Source organism: Paenibacillus sp. JNUCC 35 (genome assembly GCF_058269095.1).
This window is the reverse complement of sequence record NZ_CM177771.1, coordinates 1,194,762-1,215,735: the sequence shown is the minus strand read 5'-3', so window position 1 is coordinate 1,215,735 and position 20,974 is coordinate 1,194,762. Positions and strand designations below refer to the sequence as shown.

The following is a 20,974-nucleotide window of genomic DNA, read 5'->3' as shown; positions in this document are numbered from 1 at the left end:
AGTTTTCGCCTATAATAGAACTAACTGTAACAACCCGATCAACATTTATCTTATGCTCTGAAAAAAAAGGAGATTGCGCCCATGAATTCCGTTATCGATCTGCTGACCCGGCACCGCTCTATCCGCAAGTTCAAACCCGACCCGATTCCCGGCGACCAGCTTCAAGCGATTATCGCTTCCGCACAAATGGCCTCGACTTCAAGCAGCGTACAGGCCTACACCATCATTGCCGCCACCGATCCCGCGCTGAAAAAAGAACTGGCCCGGCTCGCCGGCAATCAAGCCTACGTCGAGCAGTGCGGACTCTTTCTCGTGTTCTGCGCCGACCTGAACCGGCTCCGCAAAGCAACCGAGCAGTCCGGCGAAGTGTTCCACCAGAACACCGAAAGCTTCCTCGTCGCCTCGATGGACGCAGCGCTGGCCGCGCAGAATGCCGCAATTGCGGCCGAATCCCTCGGCCTGGGCATCTGCTACATCGGAGGCATCCGCAACAACCCGGACGGCGTCGCCGAAGCGCTGAAGCTTCCGGAGCTCGTCTACCCGGTGTTCGGAATGTGCGTAGGCGTGCCGGACCAGGAGCCTTCCCTCCGTCCCCGGCTCCCCCAAACGGCCGTTCTGCACGAGAACGGCTATCAGAGCGAACGCTCGGACGAAGGCGTCCGCCAGTACGATGAGACGACGCGGAAATATTACGAGGAACGGACCGGAGGCAAGCAGAGCATCACCTGGTCCCGGAGTATGGCGGACAAGTACCGCCAGCCGGTACGCGCTCATTTGAAGCCGTTTCTGGAGAAACAGGGGTTTAAGCTGGAGTAGTTCCGTGCTCCTGGATACTAAAAGACCCCTTCTTTTGGGGTCTTTTGTTTAGGTTGAAATTCGTACGAACCAGACCGTCCTATTCCGCCCCATCCTCCCGCCGCTCGCACACGATAATCTGCCGCTCGAAGCTCCCTTTGCGGACGACGCAGCGGTCCTTCACGGCGAAGCCCGCCCGCTCCAGAGCGGCGTCGACCGGCTCCGCCGAGATGACGACCGCCCGCGGAGACAGCCTGCGGGCGCTGCGCAGCATCTCGAGCTGCTCCTCTGTGCTGATGACCGAGCACAGATTGTACGGCATGTCGAGAAGCAGCGCATCATAAGCGCCATCCAGATCACGGATGTCGCTGATCTTCACCACATCGGGATACCCGAAGTGGGCGAGATTTTCCCGCGCGCCGCGAACGGCAAGCGGGTTGAGGTCGCGGCCGACGATGTCGATGCCCATCGACAAGGCCTCCACCAGCACCGTGCCGATGCCGCAGCACGGGTCGACCGCGCGGATGCCGGCCGGGTCCGGCACCGCGATGTTGACCGCGGCGCGGGCCACGCGCGTGCTCAGCGCCGTGGAGTACTGCCGCGGCTTGCTGTTGTGCGCCAGCCAGACGGCTTCGCTCCGGCGGCACGGGCCCAGCACCCAGCGGCCGCCGGCGTAAGCCGCTCCGAGCAAGTGCCGGGGCTGCTTCATGTCCGCTTTGCCCCGGACATGTTGGCCGATCCGGCGCTCGATGGCGCGCCGCTCGTCGTAGGAGGCCTTCCCTTCGGCCTCCACGTAGAGCAGCTTGAACGTGTCCCCGTTCAAATCGAGCGTTTCGGCCCTTTCGGCCAGCTCGTCCAAGCTGGCTGCCTGGAGCCGAACCTCCAGCCGGTGCCGGATAAACGGGCTCCGGCTCGGGTCCAGCTCCAGCGGGCTCTCGGCCCAGCCGTCCTGCGGCCGGACGCCCAGCAGGGTGCGCAGCTCCAGCATGCAGAGCTCCTTTTCGTCCTCGTGGCAGGCAAAACTGTATACATAAGACGGCACAGGACGGCCGTTTGCGGATGAATTCATCGAAATCCCTTCCTTGCTGCGGTTTGACTCGTATCCCCGTATTCTAGCGGATACCCGGGTCTGCGTCTACAAGCGGCCAATACCTGCATTCCAGAGACAAAGCGGCGGAACTTAAAAAACAGAAAGCGTATGACATGATCGGAGGCCTGCAAAAAGACGGGGCGGGGCGGAATGCGGATCTTAGTCAGCTCACCTTGACGCAGATGCACATGCCCCACGAGATAGCAAGCGGGGAGAACGCGAACGTTACCCAAATCGCACGTGTGCACGATAAACTTCACGGACTGCTGGAAGAGAAGCATTTCAAGCTGTACAGCACTTATTCGGGTGAAGAGCTTTCCGTCATCGTAAGGTTTCTGGACGATCTTACTCGGTTGAACGAGAAGCCTTTATAAAAGATATTTCTATCTCGTTAAGCATCTTTAAGCACAAGTGCTCCTATCTAGAAGACATGCCTTGCTCAGACATGCGGCAGCATACAGGCTGCTTTCCTGCTCTTGCCTCGAGAAAAAGATCCCTGACCATCTTAGGTCAGGGATCTTAGCTTTCACAAAGACTTTGCGCACAAGCATCGAATGAGGCAGGTCCTTTTGTACCCGGCCCCCGCTCATAACCTTAATACTGGATCACCGTATCGAGCGCGACCTCGATCATTTGGCGGAACGTCGTCTGGCGCTCTTCCGCCGTCGTTTCCTCACCGGTCACGAGGTGATCGCTGACGGTCAGAATGGACAGGGCGCGGGCTTTGCGCTTGGCGGCCAGCGTATACAGCGCGGCGGTCTCCATTTCTACCGCCAAAGTGCCGTACTTCGTCAACAGGGCCGCTGTCGCCCCCTCGTCGTCGCGGTAGAACGTGTCGCTTGTGAAGACGCTGCCCACGTGTACGGGCATTCCTGCGGATTCGGCGGCTTCGTAAGCGCTCTTCAGCAGCCCGAAATCGGCGGCCGGGGCGAAATCCAGCCCGTTGAAGCGGATGCGGTTAACCGCGGAGTCCGTGTGGGAAGTCATCGCGAGCACAAGATCGCGCACCTTCACGTCTTCATGGAAGGCTCCGCACGTACCGACGCGCACCAGCGTCTTCACGCCGTAGCTTTCCAGCAGCTCGTGCACGTAGATCGAAATGGTCGGCACGCCCATGCCCGTCCCTTGAACCGAGACGCGCTCGCCTTTATAGGTTCCGGTAAATCCGTACATCCCGCGCACTTCGTTATAGCAGACGGCATCTTCCAGGAAATTCTCGGCGATAAACTTCGCCCGCAGCGGATCTCCCGGCAGCAAAATACGTTCCGCGATTTCGTTTTCCTTCGCTCCGATATGTACACTCATGATTAATAAGCTCCTCTCAAAATTTCCGCATTTGTTTATTATCCGGCCGGAACCGGGCATGTCCGCCGGCTTCCGGCCTCGTTTTCACGGCATGCCGCCGATTTTATTTCCAGTGGCTGCCGATAAATTCGTCCCGCCCGGATTGGGCGCGGTCTTCTTTATAATGCTTCGGATTTTTGCGGTGGTAATTCTGATGATACTCCTCCGCCTCGTAAAACGGCCCCGCCGGAACAATCTCCGTCACGATCGGCTTGTCGAAACGGCCGCTTTGCGCCAATTCCCGCTTGGACTGCTCCGCAAGCTCCCTCTGCTTTTCCGTGTGAGTAAAAATAGCCGCCCGGTACGAAAGCCCCCGGTCCTGAAACTGCCCGAAAGCATCTGTCGGGTCGACCTGCTGCCAGAACAGCTCCAGCAGCTTTTCATAAGGAAAAACGTCAGGGTCGAACCGGATTTGCACCGCTTCCGCATGTCCGGTCTCTCCCGCTTTCACCTGCTCGTAGGTCGGATTCACCTCGCTGCCGCCCGTATACCCCGATACGATGCCGTGAATGCCCGGCAATTCCTCAAACGGAGTCACCATGCACCAGAAGCAGCCTCCCGCAAAGGTAGCCAGCTCTTCAACGGCCGCCTGTTTTTCGGTCTCTGTCATATATGTCATCCTCCCCGTCTAAACGTCCAGGTTAAAAACGCGTGCCGCATGGCCTTAAAATAGCACGGCTCCCGCCGCCATGGCAAGTTTCGCGACGGATTCGCCCAGCATAAATACCCGCAACCGAAATTGCGGGCATCGCTTGGAAATGCGGCGGAAACTCGGCCTGCATGAAGGAGACTACTCCCCCTCCACGCCCCCGGAAGAATCCTGTTCCATACGGCTGAGCGCCGTGTTCACGAGAAAATCAAACAGATCGTCATCTTCCTCCAACTGCTGCTCAATGGCGACAATCTCTTCTTCCGTGCCGGATTCGGCGGTGAAATTTAAGCTGTACATCCATTCTTTCCCCTTTTTGCTGAAAAGGGCCACCTCGTAAGCGGTCTTGCCTTCCGCCAGTTTAAATTCCACCTTGCCGATATATCCGTTCTCCGCATCGTGAATCATGCTCGCGTTCAGTACCTGAATCGTTTGTCCGTCCATTTCACCCATTATGTCACCTGCTTTAATTAGATTTCGTTTTAAAATGGCTTGTCGGCATGCGCTGGTTTATATTGTACAGGAAGAATCGTCCGCGGGATAGAGCGGAGGTTTCCTGCGATTATAGCGTGAAAAATGTCTCCCGCGCCGGGTTCGAAATTTAGCCGGGAGCGGTGTCCCATCGTTACTGACGCCCTGGACCGATGATGCAGGATGCGAGCAGCTCGTAAGATTTCAGACGCTGCGCGTAATCCGCCACCTGGGTCACGAGGAGGAACTCGTCCGCGCCGTATAGGTTCTGCAGCTCGTGCAGCTGCTCCTTGATCTGGCCGGCCGTGCCGATCAGCGTGCGCCTGTCGGGCGCGTCCGCTTTCTCCGGCTGCCTGCCTTCGGCCGCCTCGTCCGCCGCCGAAGGCGCGCCCTGCGGCCGATGCCGGCCCTGCGTCTGCGCGGCTTCGCTCCCGGCAGCCTCCTCCGCGGCCGGAAGCCCGGAGCGAAGCCAGCCCGCTCCCTCGGCAGCCAGCTCGCGGGCCCGCTCCTCCGTCTCGGCGCAGACCGCGCCGACGGCGACGATGGCCTTCGGCTCCGCCAGCAGGCGGGAAGGCCGGAAAGCGCTGCGGTACTCTCCGAGCACGGCGGCGCCGTCGTTGTCGCTCATGAACCGGCCGAATACGTAGCCTGTCCCGTATTCGGCCGCGTAAGCGGCGCTTTTGGCGTTCGTGCCGAGCAGCCACAGCTCCGGCGAATCGGGCGGAACCGGGCGGGCCGTGACCCGCTCCCCTTCCACGGTAAATTCGCCTTCGATCAGCGCGGTCAGATCGCGGATTTTGTCCGGCATCTTCCGCACATTTTCCAGGAAATTTCCGCTCAGGGCAAGCGTGACATGCGCGGAACCGCCGGGAGCCCGGCCGATGCCCAGGTCGATGCGCCCGGGATGCAGCGTCGCCAGGAGGTGAAACGCCTCCGCGACTTTAACCGGCTGGTAATGCGGCAGCAGAACGGCGCCCGATCCGATCCGAATATGCTCCGTATGGGCTCCGATATGGGCCAGGAGCACTTCCGGGCACGCGGAGGCGAGCTGTTTCATGTCGTGGTGCTCGGACACCCAGTAGCGCGTATAGCCGAGCTTCTCGGCTGTCCGCGCCAGCGTGACAGCTTGTCCCAGCGCTGTATGGGAATCCGCTTTTTGCATGACCGGTACGAGATCCAGCACGCTGAGACGCAGCGGCAACGGTTTCATTGGTCTTCCTCCTTCGCGTCTGTCGTCAGAATCCGTAAATGGTCATACCGCCGTCCACATAAAGCGTCTGTCCCGTCACATAACTCGCCGCATCAGACGAGAGGAAGACGACCGGTCCGACCAGCTCCTCCAGCCGGCCCACACGCTTCAGCGGCGTGCAGCCCGTCACTTCGGCCACGAAGGACTCGTCGGCCAGCAGCTTCTCCGTAAGCGGCGTCGGGAAATACCAGGGCCCGATCGCGTTGACGAGGATGCCGTATTGCGCCCATTCCAACGCCAGAATCTTGGTCATTTGAATGAGCGCCGCCTTGGTCGAGCCGTACACGACTCCCGTGCGAAGCGCCATATGGCCCGCAACGGAGGCGACATTCACGATCCGTCCTCCCCCATGCTCTTTCATGTGGCGCCCGACCGTCTGCGACATCAGAAAAGCCGACTTGAGATTTGTCTGCACGATCGCGTCCCACTCTTCATCCGTTACTTCGAGCGCAGGCGTACGGATGTTCATGCCCGCGTTATTGACGAGAATATCGAGGCGCCCCGCTTCGCGTACGGCACGGCCAACAGCCTCCGTCACGCCTTCACGCGTTCCGGCATCGGCCGCAATGGCGTAGGCTTTGCGCCCGGTCGCTTCGGCAATTTCCGCCGCTACGGCGTCCAGATCGCTCTGCGTCCGCGAAAGAAGCACGACATCCGCTCCCGCTTCCGCAAGACCGATGGCCAGCGCTCTGCCGATGCCTCTCCCCGCTCCGGTCACCAGAGCCGTTTTACCTTCCAGCTGAAAAGACGGCAAATACATTCCTATACACTCCTTTTATATAACCGCGCCCGCGCATACGGGAACAGAACAGTAAACTAAATTAGTTTTCATGATAAAAGATTAACCGCCAGAAAGCAAAGACCGCCTTTTCAAAATCAGGGGTTGAAACCTTTGCCGTTCTGGATTATACTACCTAAAAGGAACGTTTGTTCCCATTTAAAAACAGACGGTTGGCCTGACAGGAACCAGGCTTTTCGCGGCCTTCTGGGAACGATACCGGTGATCGTTTATGATTGGCTTTTTTGAGTACCTGGACGAAAAGGAGAAGGTGAGAGAAAGTCAGGATGATCCGGGCGGACAAATGCCGGCCGTAAAAAAAACAGACAGCTCCGGTCGGCCCATGCTTGTCTGCGCCTTCCGAACCTGTCTGCCAGCCTAGAACGTCAACCGTCTTTACGCGGGCTGAGCTTGCGGGGATCGATACCGTTGTCGATACGAAGAGGGGCGTGGAACGACTTCGCCAGCTTGTCCCACGACACGATTTTGAAGTTCTGATTGCGTTTCTTTCCGTTATCCGAATTTTCATCGTCCTGCGCCACGAAAATCCCGTTAGGATAAGCGGGTCCCAGGCCGAATCCGACGACATCGATTCCGTCCGTCTCCGTTGTCCCGTCGATCAGACCGTCCTTGACGGCGAAGCTGCCCAAGTACCGGTTTGTCCCCTGGCGGTTGTAAACCGCGTAGGTGCTGCTTCCCTGGCTGGAAGCCATCAGGTAGCCTTTGCCGTCCGCCCCGTAATACAGCGCTAATCCTTCGATATCCGCGGTTAAATGCCCTTTGCCGACCTCATCCACCTTGGCGTAAGGCTTCAGACCACTGTCCGGCTCGGCGCCGATCTTCCATATGGCCGCATCCTCTTCCGCAATGTAAATCGTTCCGTACTCGTCGTCCGCGACAATTCCTTCCGCTTGGGACGCCAGTTTGAAGTGGCGTACAAGCTTGCCTTCCACACCGGCCGATCCGGGTATCAGTTCGATCTGCTCGAATTCCCCTTCTTTGCCGAGCACAAGCGCATAGTACTTGCCGGTTTTAAGGCTGTGATAAAGGCTGAAGCCGTACACTTCGCCCATGTCCGACTTAATCGGCTTGGCCGCAATATCGGTCAGCGCCCCCGTTTCCGGGTTGATGGAGAAAACGTCGACCGTATTACTCGTCCGGTTCGTCGCCGCGGCGATGTCCATCCTCTTACCGTTAAGCTCGTATCCGTAGCGCACGTCGATGTTGTTCATTTTGCCGAGCTTGTAGGACTGGACCTGCTTGCCGTCCAGGTCATAGACCAGAATGCCGCCGCCCTTGTTGGTCGCAATCAGCTTGCTCTTGGCCGGGTCATCCGGATGTACCCAGATGGCAGGGTCATCGGCCGCATCTTCCCCTGTATCGACCGCTTCCGTTTCACCGTCCGCCGTTACCCGGGCAAGCGCCTCCCCAACAGCCGTCTGCTCCCCGCCGCCGCTGCGCAGCTTGCTGAGAACCAGCTCGACGAAGCCTGGCGGCACATACGTTTTATCTCCGATCAGTTTCACATGTCCGTTCAATTTTCCGTCCGTTCCGTTTAGCTTATATCCGTCATTCCCGATGGTGACCGAACCTTCCAGACCGCTCTGCAGAGCAAAATCAGCCGTCAGCGTGCTCTGATTCCACGTCACACGGGCTCCTGCCTGCTCCAGCATATCCCTCAGCGGTTCATAACCTTCCTCGACCGAAGCCCAGGCAGCCTGACTGTAAAAACTTGCGGCGATCAGCAGTACGCTAAAGCTTTTGAACAGTTTCATCGTTAAGGTCCTCCCGGTTTTACCCGAATAAGCTTCTATCTTTATTATGAAGACGGAATATTAGGGGAAATCACGGAAGGCATTAAGGTTGTGTTAAAACGCGCCTCATTTATAAACGGCTATAACCGGCAATTCCTGAGGAAAGTATTGACAGCAAGCGGAAAATACTATTTAATAACGAATGAGAATGATTATCATAATCAATTTTAAATAAATAACCCATTCTCTATTCCTACATAATCCTTAAGGGGGAACTATGAAATGAACCGTCCTAAACGGTCCTTGTCTACACTGGCTCTTTTAATTTTTACGATTTTCGCCTTGGCTGTATCCGGGTGCGGCAAACCAGGCACGACTCCCGCCGCTTCAACGGCTCCGAACACGGCATCACCGGCGCCATCCGAAGCCGATACCGCTCGTAAAGTGAAACATGCGATGGGAGAGACCGAAATCAAAGGCACTCCGCAGCGCGTCGTGATTCTGACCAACGAAGGAACCGAGGCTCTTCTGGAGCTTGGCGTCAAACCCGTCGGAGCCGTTAAATCCGGTGTCGGCAAAACGTGGTACCCGCACATCAAAGATGCGATGCAGGGCGTCACGGATCTGGGAGAGGAAGTCCAGCCGAACCTGGAACTGATCGTCACTCTCAAGCCCGATCTCATTATCGGAAACAAAGTCCGGCACGAGAAAATATACGGCCAGTTGCAGAAGATCGCCCCGACGGTTTTTGCCGAAACGTTAACCGGACAGTGGAAAGGAAACTTCAAGCTCTATGCCGAAGCCTTAAATAAAAAAACCGAGGGTGAAAAAGCCCTAGCCGCTTACGACAAACATGTGGCGGATGTGAAAGCGAAATTCGGCTCCAAGACATCGTCCAAAGTATCTATCGTCCGCTTCCTCCCGGGAGCCGTCCGTATTTATCAGAACGATACGTTCTCCGGCGTCATCCTTAAGGATTTGGGCTTCGCCCGTCCGGCGGCTCAGGATAAGAACGCCTTCATGGAGGTCATTACGAAGGAGCGTATGGTCGATATGGACGGAGATATCCTCTTCTACTTCAATTCCGACTACGATGATTCCAAAGGCGGAACGAAAACCCAGCAGGAATGGATGTCGGACCCGCTCTACAAAAATCTTAACGCGGCCAAAACCAACAAAGCTTTCCAAATCGATGAAATCATCTGGAATACTTCAGGCGGAATCAAAGCCGCCAACCTGATGCTGGATGATCTGGTGAAGTACGCGGATAAGCTGTAGGCCAAGAAAAATCCGAACTTTTTAATGTTTTAACGTAAAACCTATTTCATGGACTTGAACTAATGTGAATTGACCGCCTTCTTTTGGGGCGGTTTTCTTTTGGACCAAATCCTTCGTGCCTTCAGCAGCTCTAAACGCCGAAAAAAAAAGAACCTTCCCCATTAAAAACGGAGCAAGGTTCTTTACGAAAGGTTAACGTTCGGTCAGAGCAGGCTCAGAAGGCGCCTTACCGGAGCTGCTTCTAAGCAGCTTCGCCGCTATGTAAGCGAGCAGCGCCAACTGAGGGAGCAGCGTTTCCCAGGTCGGATAAATTCCCAGCCAGCCCACGGACGGAAGTCCGGATGCGGAATGAGCAGGTACAACCGACGCGACTTGCAGGGAATGGATACTTTCCCCGAGGAAGCGGAAAACGAGGTAGTAGATAAGCGCCGACGCCGTCATAAAAAAGGGCCGGATCGGCAGTTTGGCACTCAGCCGGATAATGGCAAAACCAATGCCGATCAGCAGCAGGAGCGTCACTCCGATACCGAGAAACAGCTGAGACGGCGCAATCGAAGGCGCCATACCCACGTAAAAGATCGTCGTTTCCGCCCCTTCGCGCAAAATGGCGAGAAGAGAGACCGCGAACAGCGACCACAAGCTTCCGCCGGCCAGGGCGCTGCCCATCTGCCGGTCAATGTAGCTGTTCCACGCTTTCACATTGGATTTGGCGTGCAGCCAGTTGCCCACGGTCAGCATAAGAACGACGGAAAGGAGCCCCGTTCCTCCTTCAATGAACTCCCGTGTACTGCCCGAGGCAGCCTGGGAAATCATATAGGAAAGCAGGAACGCCATTGCCGCGCTCAGAAGCAGCCCGCTTCCGACGCCCGACCAGATCCACCTGCGCTTATTCCCGTTTCCGGTGCGTTTCAAATAAGCGAGCAGCGCCGAGATGACGAGAATTGCTTCGAGGCCCTCGCGCAGCAGAATAAGCCCGGCGTCCACGGCCGTATACCGCTTCTCGCCTGTCATCGGCTGCAGCTGTTCCCGCATGGCCGCGATGACTTCCTTCGCCTTATCGCCCGCAGGCGGAACCGACATCAGATAACGCGAAGCTTCCGTCATCTGGTTTTCGATCTGCGTATAGACGGCCGCGGAACGGATTCTGACCTGGCCTTCGGCCGAAGGCCACTTTTGGATAAAAGCCTGCATCTGCCCCGCCGCTTCCGTATGATGTCCGGCCGCAATGTCCGAAGAAGCCTGGTCGAGAATCCCGATAAGCTCCGCAACGGACATGTCTGCGGGTTCCGGGGCTTTGGATACGATCTTGCCGGCCGTATAGTCGTTCACGAGCTGAATGAGAGCCGCGGTTTCGCCTGCCGCCTGCTGCGGCTGTTTGGGCTCGGCCTGCAGAGCCACGCGGATCATGCTCATTTGCGTCTCCATTCCGCTGTATACGGTAAAATTATCGCTTCGGATAGCCTGCTCGACTTTGAGCCATCCGTTGTTCAACGTTTTATAGTCGTTATACGCCTGAGTTAAGTCGCCCGACTGGATGCTCGCAGCCAGCTTGGTCATGACGGGGAGCAGACTTGCCGCCGTGTCCTGCCCGGACTGGCCCGCTTTCGCGTCCTGCCGGCCTTCCTTCGCATACTTGTTCACGGCCTTGGCCAGTTCGGACAGAGCCGCGGTTGCGGCCTTGGGGTCCTTATCCCCCTCAGCGACCGTTTTCTTCGCATGCGCCAAGGCCGAGTTAACGTCCGCTGCCGCAGCGGAGGATTTGGCGGCCTCAGCCTGCCAAAGCTTATCGGCCTCCGCCAGATGCTCGGCGGCTTTCGCCCAGCTTCCCTGCCCGGCTTCAACGAGCGCTCCTCCGACAACGGGAAGCATTCCGTCCGCGCCCGACGCCTTACTGTCGCCGGCCGCAAAAACGGGAGAGTATCCGGTCCCGGCCGCCGTTACGCTGATCAGCATCAGAAGCGCTGCCAGACCGATTTTGAAAACGCTCCGGCCTGCGGCCAAAGAAAGGCTGCGTTTTTTCCGTTTAAAAAAGGGTGTCGCCAATATATCCGCCCTCCTTCACGCCGGGAAAGCAGGCAAAAACCGCACTGCCGATATGCACGATATATTCGTTGAGCTTATCGCTCTTGCCCAGCGCTTTCTGAATGGGAACAAACTGTTTGCGCGGATCGCGCTGGTAGCAAACGAACAAGAGACCTGCATCCAGCTGGCCTGTTTTGTGGTCTATTCCGGTTGAATAGGAGTAAGATCTGCGCAGAATTTTGACGGAGCCGTCCCCGCGGGCCAACTTCAAATGGGAAGTATTCGGAATGACCGGCTTGCCGGAGGCATCCTTCTTCTCCATATCAGGCGAATCGAACTCGCCCGATGCGCCGAGCGGAGCGCCGCTGTTCCTGTGGCGGCCGAAGGTGGCCTCCTGATCCGCCAGCGTCGACCGGTCCCAGACCTCGATCCGCATCCGGATCCGGCGGACGACCATATAGCTTCCGCCGTGCATCCAGCCGCTTCCGTCCGCGCTGTCCGCCCACACGACCTTCTTCATCTCTTGCTCATCCTTCACATCCGGATTGCCGGTGCCGTCCTTGAAGCCCATCAGGTTGCGCGGTGTCGCTTTGGCCGGGTCCGAATATCCCGTCCGCTGGAAGCCTTCCTGCGTCCAGCGGAGGACGGCCTTGCCCCGTGCGATGCGTGCCAGATTGCGGATCGCGTGGAACGCGATCTGCATATCGTTGGCGCACACCTGCACGCACAGATCGCCGCCGCACCATTCCGGCCGCAGCTCGTCGCCGCCGAAAGCCGGCAGATCCTGGAGGGCCTCGGGCTTCTTGCCCGCGAGACCGAAGCGGCCGTCGAAGAACGACGGCCCGGCCCCGAAGGTTATCGTCGTCCGGGACGGTGTGAGTCCCGCCGCTTCACCCGTATCGGAGGGAGGAAGCAGCTCGTTGCCGTCGTCCTGGCCGACCATTTTGCCCTGAGCCATGTTAGCCGCTGCGGCCGTCCATGCCTGGAAGAGCTTGCGTACTTCCGCGAGGGAAGAAGCCGTCACATCGAATGCCGCAAAGCAGATGAAATCCTGGACGGGCGTAACGATCCCCGCCTGGTGACCGCCGTAGAAAGGCACCGTGCCCTGGGGATCCGTTTCGGCTCCGGAGGCGGAAAACGCCTTTTCCGTTTTGGACGCCTGCGCCGCAACGATTCCTCCAACGCCGCCAGCGCCAAGCAATAGCCCGGCGCCGCCAACTCCGGCCAGCTTCAGAATATCTCTGCGGCTGAGCGGTTTATCGAAAAATCCTTTTTTCTGATCGTTATCGTTCCCGCTCATTTCGCAGCCGCTCCCAAAATCGTTCCCATTTGAGAAAGGGGCTCGGCCAGCGCATCCAGCAGGCGGCTCAATTTTTTCGTATCATCCTGCTTCAATTTCTCGTAAGAGACATACCCGTCCCCTTCTTTGTAGGCAGCAAGCGCCTGTTCCAGATCTTTGAACTTCGCTCCGATCGTTTCTTCGAGCGCTGCGTCCTTGCTCTTGAGTTTAGGCTGCAGGAGGGTGTAAATCTTCTTCGCCCCCTCGACATTCGCCACGAAATCATACAGATCGGTATGCGAATAACGCTCCTCTTCCCCCGTCACTTTGGAGGCGGATACTTCGTTCAAAAGTTCAACCGCACCCGTTACAAGCAGACTCGAATCCACCTCGACCGTTTCGATCAGGGCACGAAGCTGCTTCGCATCGTTCAAAAGACGGTCCGCATGCTCTTCCTGGCCCTTCGTCGTGTTTTTCTGCCAAAGAGCCTGTTCGATGCGGTGAAATCCGCGCCAGTCTTTTTCTTCGACATCGTTCTCGCGGGCATCGATATTCGGGTCCAAGTCACCGAGAGCTTCGGCGATCGGTTCGATTCTTTCATAATACATCCGGGTCGGCGCGTACAGTTTTTTGGCTTCTTCAACATTTCCGGATTTAACGGCCTTTACGAACTTCTCCGTTTCTTTGACGAACAGATCGGATTGTTCCGTGGCATACGTGCGGTAAGCGTCGAGAATCGGTTTCCACGATTCATCGCCTGCCGAAGCCGGTGTTGCCGCTGCCGGTGTCGCTTTGGCATCCGGAGTTGCGGAAGCACCCGCGTTTTCATTGTTTTTGGAACCACATCCCGTAAAAAGCACCGTGCAGGCTGCAAAAAGCGCGACATAACGAATCTTCATAAAGACAACTCCTCAAGTTCTTTTGGCTGAAAACAGGATGATAAAGCATGGTTTTTCATGTCCGTTCATCACAAATTCCCAAAACGAGTATATCAACAATGAGAATCGTTATCAATATCTTTTTTTGGTAAAACGGTCGTTTTTTGCATTCTATTCAGTTGATCTCTCTTAAAAAAAATTGACAAGAACAAGCGTTCCTATTTATACTGTTTACAAGAGATTCCAGGAGGTTTTTATGCTTCATCACGTCGAAATCAATGTGTCCGATTTGAATGAATCGGCCCCGTTCTGGGAATGGCTACTGAGCCAACTGGGTTACGAGACGTTCCAGCGCTGGGAGAAAGGAATCAGTTGGAAGTGCGGGGATACGTATCTGGTTTTTGTTCAGACCGAAGAACGTTTCCTTGACCTTCCTTACCACAGGCGGCGTACCGGTTTGAACCATCTCGCCTTTCACGCGAAATCCAGAGAGCAGGTAGACGGGTTGACGGAGGCCTTAACGGCAAAAGGAGTCCGTGTCTTGTACCGGGAACAGCATCCGCATGCGGGCGGCCCCCGGCATTATGCCGTTTATTTTGAAGACCCGGACCGGATCAAGGTCGAAGTGGTTGCTCCCGACGTTTAGCGGGTTGCCCGCCTTTGTTTTGTTTTGCTTGGCGGACAAAAAAGAGAGTCCCGGCAGGACTCCCCCTCTTCCATGGCTGCGGATTATGCCAGCACTTCGGCTAGGCTGCGGTATTTCCGGTATTTGGCCAATACGGCATTAACCCGGGCAGCTCGTTCCTCCAGCGTGCCGCTGAGCACAAAATAAGGGATACGGCGCATGTTCAGATCCGCCAGAATCTGTTTCTGGAACAGATTCCGCTGGGCATCGCCCGACCGGTCCCACGTGTCATCGTAAGGAATATCGGTGTCGCATACGAATACCAAATCGTATCGTGCAGCGGCAGCTTCCGCCAATTCATGAAGCTTCGGCAGCGCCCCGCCGTGATAATACATCGAGAACAACAGCGTTGTACGGGCGTCGGTATCGACGAATACATACTTGTTGGCTTCCTCCGTCAGCTTCTCCTCCCTCCGCAGGTGACCCTCCGCGATTTCCAGGAGCTGCTCTTTTGACAAACGGCGGCCGATCTGGTGCTCCGCCCAATATTCCCTCCCGTATTCGGGCATCCAATCCGTTCCGTGAAGATTCGCCAAGTAACCGGCGAGCGTTGTTTTTCCGGTCGATGGAGCCCCCAGAAACACAACCTTCGTGATCAAATCCCGATAGACGGCAGGATCTACATAACGGCGCTGACCGTACGGTTCGTGACGAACCCGTGTACCGGAGACAGGTACCGTCAGACGGCCGGGATCTACCTGCCTGTTATGCGCACCCAGCGCGGCACTTACATGGTCTCCGTATTTTTCGCTGGAATAGAAACGCGTAATCTTTCTGCCGCCGAGCATGGCGAGAATGTGCTCCTCGTGCATCCTTTGAATCTCGGGCGTATACCCGTTCTCTGCCGGTCCGTCCCAGGCTTCAATCACTTCAACGCCGGGATACAGCGTCCGTATCCATTTGGCCCGTACCGGGAGCGGAACATCCGTGACATCCGGGCTGTCATAGATGAGTACGATCACATCGTCGTTTTCCTCTATCGCCGTCTCAATCATCAATTGGTGCCCCTTATGAAGTGGAGCGAATTTCCCAAGAGTGAGTCCGGTAGTTTTCGATTCCGTATTCATTTTCATGCACCTCTTTCCGTGCTGTGAGGATTTCCCGCAGGCTCCGGTGTAAGACGAAACCCTTCCTGACCCGCGCCGGTATAGTTTCTTTTCCACGTAATCAGTCCGGCTATCGCGATGACCAGGTAGATCAGATACAAGAACGCAATCGCATCCAACCCCTTGTAGGCGTACATGCCGATCGACAGCACATCCACCGCAATCCAGACCGTCCAATTTTCCAGAATCTTAGCCGATAAGAGCAGCTGGGCAATGATGCTAAGCGTAGCGATAAACGCATCCGCATAAGGGATGGAGGCGTCGGTATACTTGTGCAGAACATATCCCCAGCCCGCCGTCGCGCCAATCAGGAACAGAACCAGAGGAAGGATCAGCCACGGCGCTATTTTTCTCGTCGGACGCACGTCGGCTCCTCCCCTTTTTGTGAGCCAGACGATCCAGCCGTAGATGCTCAACAGGAAAAAGAAAACTTGAAGCGCCATATCCGCGTAGAGCTTTACCTCCCAGAACATATAGAAGAAACAGGCCACATTAACCAGTGAAATCGGCCACGACCATATGTTTTCTCTGGCTGTCAGCCAGACGCACAGCAATCCTGTCGTTGTAGCTGCGATTTCAAAAGCCGACGAAGAAGTCAACCAAGCAACCGTCAGCATCGCGGCAAGCAGCACAAGCATGGTTCCCGTTTTTTTCATTTGATCCCCTCCAAATAATTAATTTAATAATATTATAACGACAATATCAAAACCTAAAAGAAAAGCCTAGCTGTACAATGACAGCTGAGGCACATCTCCGGAAAACCGGTATAGCTGAGCCGCACGCTGTGAATAGCGGTTGGAAAATTTGCGCTCGCCCCGGGAATCCCTCGCTTCCTCTATAATTCCTTTGCGGCTTTGAGTGGAGGTGATTTTGCGGATAAAATTTTTCTCCTCAAATTCCGGGACCAGCGTCCGGATAACTTGATAGAGCTCGCTGATCGTGAATTCTTCGGGAAGAAATTCCTTGGCGATAATCGTCGTCAGCATCTGCCTGCGGACTTGATCCAAAGCGTCTTGAAGAATCTGCTTGTGATCGAAGGCCAACTCCATCCCGAGCGCCTCTTCCACGGAGAAAAGCTTAACATCGGCTGCATCATCCGCTGCCTGACGCCCCGCCAAATACTGTTCATGCACCAGCGCGAAGAAAGCATGCGAGATGATCCAGCCTCGCGGATCTCGGCCAGGCGTGCTGTACACATTGAAGTATTCAATGTGTACTTCCTGGACTCCGGTTTCTTCTCTCAGCTCGCGCTTTGCGCAATCGTAAACGGTCTCCGTCTCCTTGCAGAAGCCTCCGGGAAGTGCCCATTGGCCTGCGAACGGCCAGCCTTTGCGCTGGATGAGCAAAACCTGCAGCTCCCGGCGGGGCAAAGATTTTTTGGCCGTGCCGCGCTCGGTCGAAGTAATCGTAAAAATCACGATATCCGCGGGAGCGCCGTCCGGGGTTCTGTATTTGCCCGCCGAGTAGTTCTCGTCCTCCAAATTCGGGTTCATGTTTGCACCTGCCGTTTCTTAGAGAAAAGAAATATACATCGTCGATTTGATATTATCATTATGACATATTAAAATTAATTGTCAAGGTGTGTTTCTCCTCTTTTTTCTATAACAATCAAACAAGTGCTGTCCGGAAGCGGAACGGGTGCACCCTTCTCGTCCATAAAAACGACTTTGCCCGCAAGCGCGTCTGTATAACCTTCTTGCAGGAAGTGCCGGAATTCCACAATAACGGCTTCCGGTCCCAGCACCTTTCCGATGAAATCGGCATAGTCAGAGGGCGTAAAGTACCCGAACTGCTCCTGCACTTCGTGAACGTAAGCTTCCTCTCCCCACGTGTACGTGTAGAGAAACTCCATGGCATCGTTCACCGGCATCACCACATCGCCGTTTTCCGCATCCTCGACCTGTATCTGCCTGCCGGCAAAATCACCCGTATACCGCATCAGCCACTCTTTGTCCTCTTGGGCCAGAAAACGAATGCGCCGTTTCATCTCTGCAGGTTCCGTCATAATGCCGTCACGGATAATGATTCTCCCTCCTACGGCCAGTACATCGAAAGCACTGCGCAGAGCGGCTGCCACCGTGTCCCGGTTGAACCTTGAACCGTTCCATTCGATGTAAGAGTATAGTTCATGCAGGATGGATGAGAAAATGACGGTTCCGACAGTGCCAGGATGCACGTAATCTTTCAAGTTGAGCGCGTCACCCTTCAGAACCTCCCAGCGGTGTCCTTCAAGCTGCTTCTTGCGATTTAACGCCTCAATGACATTCGTGGAGATGTCTATTCCGACCGGCTGCTTATCCGGCAGCCTTTGCTCGATCAGATCCAGCATAATTCCGCCGCCCGGCCCGATATCAAGCACCTTTTCCCCCGTAATAAACTCCAGCATCACGCTCTTGTAGTCCGCAGTCCGGTTCATCGTCTCCAAATACTCTTCCTCGTTATGAAACCGGTCGTAGGCGTCACGTCTCAGTTCGAAAAGGTCGAACAGGAGCAATACCGCCTTCTCATAAAGAGGCGATTTCTCCGCTTCCATACAAAACTCAATGAGTTTTTCGGCGGCAGCGGAAAATTCGAAGGTGAAGAACACCGTGTCCGCAGCCGACGGGCTGCGTTCTACCTTATAGGCCAGGTGCGGGTTCACGGGCGCCCTGCTCGACCCTACATGTTCGAAAGCAAGCTCGCGAAGAAACTTTTCGATGATGCGTTTTTTGTACACATTGATTTTCTTCACGCCCTTGTAATCGTAATACATGGCATTCATCAGCCGCTCGAAGCTGATATGATGGACGGGTTCATCCGTCATAGTCGCAGCCGAGACGGTGTTTGCTCCCGTTTGCAAAGCGAGCATAAACACCTTTACGACTTCCTCCAGGCTGAATTCCTGAAGCGCGGATTCCACATACCACAGCGTTTTTCCCGCTAGAGGTTGCAGCGCTCTTTCGAGGGCAAGTCCGGGGTATCGGGCTTGAGCAATCTGCTCGGCTTGCTCGGTCCGTGCGGTTTGTCCCGCTTCGTCCACTCGGGCGCGTTCAATCGCCTCCAGCCCCTCCGCTACTTTCTCGTATTCGGCTTCGAAGTTCTCCCCCTGGCGGATGGAGCCGCTTCTCAGTTTACGCAGCCGCTCACGGACCGACCATGCTCCGGGTTGCTCTCCGCTGGAGATATGCGACGCCAGCTCCTCCACTTCGCTTCGCACCGTGTTCCACAGTTCGGGCGAAACAGCGCCGATGATGCTGTGATTCAAAGGAAGCAGCAGGCTTTGAAGCTCTTCGGGAGTCAGAAGCCCCCGCTTGACGATCTCCGTCAAAGGTTCATTTCCTTCAAAGGGGACTTCGCCCCGTATATACTGGCCGATCAAGCCGTGCGTTTCGATCAAGGTACGGATCACGAGAAGCTTATCCGTACCCGTCTCGCCCATTTCGTTAAAACAGTCAAAAAGCTGCGCGGACCCTATATTATGAACGAACAAATTGATCCTGTCGGCTTGCCACTGCATCCGTTGACGGACCGTTCCGCCTTTGGCCGTTTCGGACCAGACGAGCACGGTTTCCAAAATTTCTTTCACCCAGAAAGAAAGCTTCAACCCGTCCAGAATGCGCAGCGTCCTTTCCACATAATCCAGTACGGGGTTCGCATCCGCCAACTCATGAATGGAACGGATTCTTTCCAGATTGACGATCCGCTCTTCCGCCGAAACGAGAAAACGGAGCCAGGTATAAGCAGGAACCGGAGGTTCTGCGCCCCGACGGTATGCTTCGATCGCTTTTAGTGAAGTAAGCATGATTAGATCCTCGCTTCCTGTGAAAACAAGATAGTCGTTACAGCAATCATATGATGTTTAACCCAAAGGGGAAAGATTTAATTCACCCGATGAATAACAAAAAGACGGAAAGGAACTTTCGTTCCTTTCCGCCCTTTACCGTTAAAGCAGCCTTCTCTGAAGAGTCCCGCGTTCTCCGCGGTGCTTTCCGGTGCGCGTAAGCTTTTCGTGACAACCTTACAGTTTTCTGGAAGTCAGCTTAGCCTGCGTGAACAGAAGCAGATAATCGTAGCCGCCCGCTTTGGAATCCGTACCGGACATGTTAAAGCCTCCGAAAGGATGAACGCCGACTAACGCGCCCGTACATTTGCGGTTAATGTAAAGATTGCCGCAATGCATGTCTTCGAGAGCCGTTTCGATGCGGCTTTCGTCTTTGGAGAAGAAAGCGCCGGTCAAGCCGAATTCAGTATCGTTGTACATGGCGATCGCTTCTTTCCAGTCTTTCGCTTTCGCGATGGCCAGGACGGGACCGAAAATTTCCTCCTGCATGACGCGTGCCTTGCCGTCCACATCGGCAAATACAGTCGGCTGAATGTAGTAGCCGTTTCCTTCGGCCTTGCCGCCGCCCGTAACGAGACGGCCTTCTTTTTTGCCGATTTCAATATATTCAAGGATTTTATTGTACGAGTTCTCGTCGATCACGGGACCTGCGGCGTAGTTTTCATCCTGGAGGCCGATCTCCAGCTTTTTGGTCAGCTCCGCAACCTTCTCCACAATCTCGTCGTAGACGGATTCCACAACAACGGCCCGGGAACCGGCCGAGCATTTCTGTCCCTGGAAGCCGAATGCCGAAGCGGTAATGGCTGCCGCTGCCGCATCAAGATCTGCGGTTTCATCGACGACGATACCGTCTTTGCCGCCCATTTCGGCGATAACGCGCTTAATCCAGATCTGGCCTTCCGCCGTTTCGGCAGCCAGACGGTTAATGCGGAGGCCGACTTCTTTGGAACCGGTGAAGCTGACGAAACGGGTTTTCGGATGCGTAGTCAAGTAATCGCCGACTTCGGCGCCGCTGCCCGGAATGTAATTGATTACGCCGGCCGGCAAACCGACTTCTTCCATAAGAGCCACGAACTTGTGAGCGATGACGGGCGTAGTGGACGCCGGCTTCACAAGCACCGTGTTGCCCGAAACGACTGCCGCAGTAGCCATACCGGCGCAAATCGCCAGCGGGAAGTTCCACGGCGGAATCACCACGCCTACTCCCAGCGGGATGTAAGTCAGGCGGTTATCTTCGCCGTCGAGCTTCGTAAGCGGCTGATGCGTATTCGTCTCGCTGAGACGGATCGCTTCCCTCGCATAAAATTCCATGAAGTCGATCGCTTCCGCCGTATCCGCATCGGCTTCCGCCCAGTTCTTTCCGGACTCCAGGATCATCCAGGCCGAAAATTCATGCTTGCGCTGTCTCATCAGCTCCGCCGCTTTCAGCAAATACTCGGCGCGTTCGCGCGCAGGCACCTTTTTCCATGTCTCGAAGGTAGACAAAGCCGTCTGCATGGCGCGCTCTGCGAGCTCTTGTGTGGCCTTGCTGACGCGGCCGACTACTTGGTCGATGTTCCCGGGATTGATCGAGACAATTTTGTCCTCGGTCGTTACTTTATCCGCCCCGATATGAAGGGGATATTCCTTGCCGAGCTCCTGCTTAACTTTAGCCAGAGCCTCCTGCATCGCTTTTTTGTTATCCTCTTGCGTGAAATCCGTAAACGGCTCGTTTTTGAACGGGGCAATTGTCGTTTGGTTCGTAGTCATAATGGCACCTCTCCCTAAATGAAAATG

Annotated in this window: 19 protein-coding genes; 4 read left to right on the top strand and 15 right to left on the bottom strand. The window is 55.7% G+C overall.

Translation table 11 applies throughout. The features are described from left to right. The first annotated feature begins 81 nt into the window (after positions 1-81). Complete coding sequence (nfsA, locus tag AC2TF6_RS05355) at positions 82-816, top strand: oxygen-insensitive NADPH nitroreductase (RefSeq protein WP_491310231.1); 735 nt, start codon at positions 82-84, stop codon at positions 814-816. Between the two features lie 79 nt (positions 817-895). Here the strand turns inward: nfsA and AC2TF6_RS05350 are convergent, their stop codons facing one another. After that, positions 896-1,864 (bottom strand): TRM11 family SAM-dependent methyltransferase, encoded by a 969-nt coding sequence (locus AC2TF6_RS05350; RefSeq protein ID WP_491310230.1) that lies wholly within the window; start codon positions 1,862-1,864, stop codon positions 896-898. A 134-nt stretch (positions 1,865-1,998) separates the two neighbouring features. Between AC2TF6_RS05350 and AC2TF6_RS05345 the strand changes: the two genes are divergently transcribed. Next, complete coding sequence (locus AC2TF6_RS05345; protein ID WP_491310229.1) at positions 1,999-2,259, top strand: hypothetical protein; 261 nt, start codon at positions 1,999-2,001, stop codon at positions 2,257-2,259. A gap of 220 nt (positions 2,260-2,479) precedes the next feature. Here AC2TF6_RS05345 and deoD read toward each other — a convergent pair whose 3' ends face one another. The 6 genes from deoD to AC2TF6_RS05315 form a co-directional block, all read right to left on the bottom strand. Beyond that, complete coding sequence (gene deoD / locus AC2TF6_RS05340; protein ID WP_491310228.1) at positions 2,480-3,190, bottom strand: purine-nucleoside phosphorylase; 711 nt, start codon at positions 3,188-3,190, stop codon at positions 2,480-2,482. 103 nt (positions 3,191-3,293) lie between these two features. Continuing rightward, positions 3,294-3,839, bottom strand: a complete 546-nt coding sequence (gene msrA / locus AC2TF6_RS05335; protein WP_491310227.1) for a peptide-methionine (S)-S-oxide reductase MsrA — start codon at positions 3,837-3,839, stop codon at positions 3,294-3,296. 180 nt (positions 3,840-4,019) lie between these two features. Further along, entirely contained in the window at positions 4,020-4,331 is a 312-nt protein-coding gene (locus AC2TF6_RS05330) for a hypothetical protein (protein ID WP_370001371.1), read from the bottom strand. 172 nt (positions 4,332-4,503) lie between these two features. Next, complete coding sequence (locus tag AC2TF6_RS05325) at positions 4,504-5,559, bottom strand: LLM class flavin-dependent oxidoreductase (protein ID WP_491310226.1); 1,056 nt, start codon at positions 5,557-5,559, stop codon at positions 4,504-4,506. Between the two features lie 25 nt (positions 5,560-5,584). After that, positions 5,585-6,358 carry an SDR family NAD(P)-dependent oxidoreductase gene (locus AC2TF6_RS05320; RefSeq protein WP_491310225.1) on the bottom strand — a complete coding sequence of 258 codons (774 nt, stop codon included), beginning with the start codon at positions 6,356-6,358 and terminating at the stop codon, positions 5,585-5,587. A 404-nt stretch (positions 6,359-6,762) separates the two neighbouring features. Next, entirely contained in the window at positions 6,763-8,151 is a 1,389-nt protein-coding gene (locus AC2TF6_RS05315; RefSeq protein ID WP_491310224.1) for a phytase, read from the bottom strand. 261 nt (positions 8,152-8,412) lie between these two features. Between AC2TF6_RS05315 and AC2TF6_RS05310 the strand changes: the two genes are divergently transcribed. Next, complete coding sequence (locus tag AC2TF6_RS05310) at positions 8,413-9,408, top strand: ABC transporter substrate-binding protein (RefSeq protein ID WP_491310223.1); 996 nt, start codon at positions 8,413-8,415, stop codon at positions 9,406-9,408. Positions 9,409-9,600: 192 nt separating this feature from the next. Here AC2TF6_RS05310 and AC2TF6_RS05305 read toward each other — a convergent pair whose 3' ends face one another. From AC2TF6_RS05305 to efeO, 3 genes are read right to left on the bottom strand one after another with little or no spacing between them, the layout of a single operon-like run. Continuing rightward, positions 9,601-11,451 (bottom strand): FTR1 family iron permease, encoded by a 1,851-nt coding sequence (locus AC2TF6_RS05305; RefSeq protein WP_491310222.1) that lies wholly within the window; start codon positions 11,449-11,451, stop codon positions 9,601-9,603. Next, positions 11,432-12,730, bottom strand: a complete 1,299-nt coding sequence (gene efeB, locus AC2TF6_RS05300; RefSeq protein ID WP_491310221.1) for an iron uptake transporter deferrochelatase/peroxidase subunit — start codon at positions 12,728-12,730, stop codon at positions 11,432-11,434. The genes AC2TF6_RS05305 and efeB overlap by 20 nt, the downstream gene beginning before the upstream one ends. Then, entirely contained in the window at positions 12,727-13,608 is an 882-nt protein-coding gene (efeO, locus tag AC2TF6_RS05295; protein ID WP_491310220.1) for an iron uptake system protein EfeO, read from the bottom strand. Before efeO ends, efeB begins: the two co-directional genes overlap by 4 nt. Before the next feature lie 235 nt (positions 13,609-13,843). On the opposite strand from efeO, the gene AC2TF6_RS05290 reads away from it, so the two are divergent. Next, positions 13,844-14,233 (top strand): VOC family protein, encoded by a 390-nt coding sequence (locus AC2TF6_RS05290; RefSeq protein ID WP_491310219.1) that lies wholly within the window; start codon positions 13,844-13,846, stop codon positions 14,231-14,233. 83 nt (positions 14,234-14,316) lie between these two features. Here AC2TF6_RS05290 and AC2TF6_RS05285 read toward each other — a convergent pair whose 3' ends face one another. From AC2TF6_RS05285 to pruA, 5 genes are all read right to left on the bottom strand, one after another. Then, the gene (locus AC2TF6_RS05285) at positions 14,317-15,339 is read right to left on the bottom strand and encodes an AAA family ATPase (protein WP_491310218.1); all 1,023 of its coding nucleotides are present in this window, start codon (positions 15,337-15,339) and stop codon (positions 14,317-14,319) included. A 2-nt stretch (positions 15,340-15,341) separates the two neighbouring features. After that, on the bottom strand, positions 15,342-16,034 hold the full coding sequence (pnuC, locus tag AC2TF6_RS05280) for a nicotinamide riboside transporter PnuC (RefSeq protein WP_491310217.1): 693 nt from the start codon (positions 16,032-16,034) through the stop codon (positions 15,342-15,344). 66 nt (positions 16,035-16,100) lie between these two features. Then, entirely contained in the window at positions 16,101-16,871 is a 771-nt protein-coding gene (locus AC2TF6_RS05275) for an NUDIX domain-containing protein (RefSeq protein ID WP_491310216.1), read from the bottom strand. A 74-nt stretch (positions 16,872-16,945) separates the two neighbouring features. Continuing rightward, positions 16,946-19,159 (bottom strand): class I SAM-dependent methyltransferase, encoded by a 2,214-nt coding sequence (locus tag AC2TF6_RS05270; RefSeq protein WP_491310215.1) that lies wholly within the window; start codon positions 19,157-19,159, stop codon positions 16,946-16,948. 216 nt (positions 19,160-19,375) lie between these two features. After that, complete coding sequence (gene pruA / locus AC2TF6_RS05265; protein WP_491310214.1) at positions 19,376-20,947, bottom strand: L-glutamate gamma-semialdehyde dehydrogenase; 1,572 nt, start codon at positions 20,945-20,947, stop codon at positions 19,376-19,378. Between the last annotated feature and the right edge of the window lie 27 nt (positions 20,948-20,974).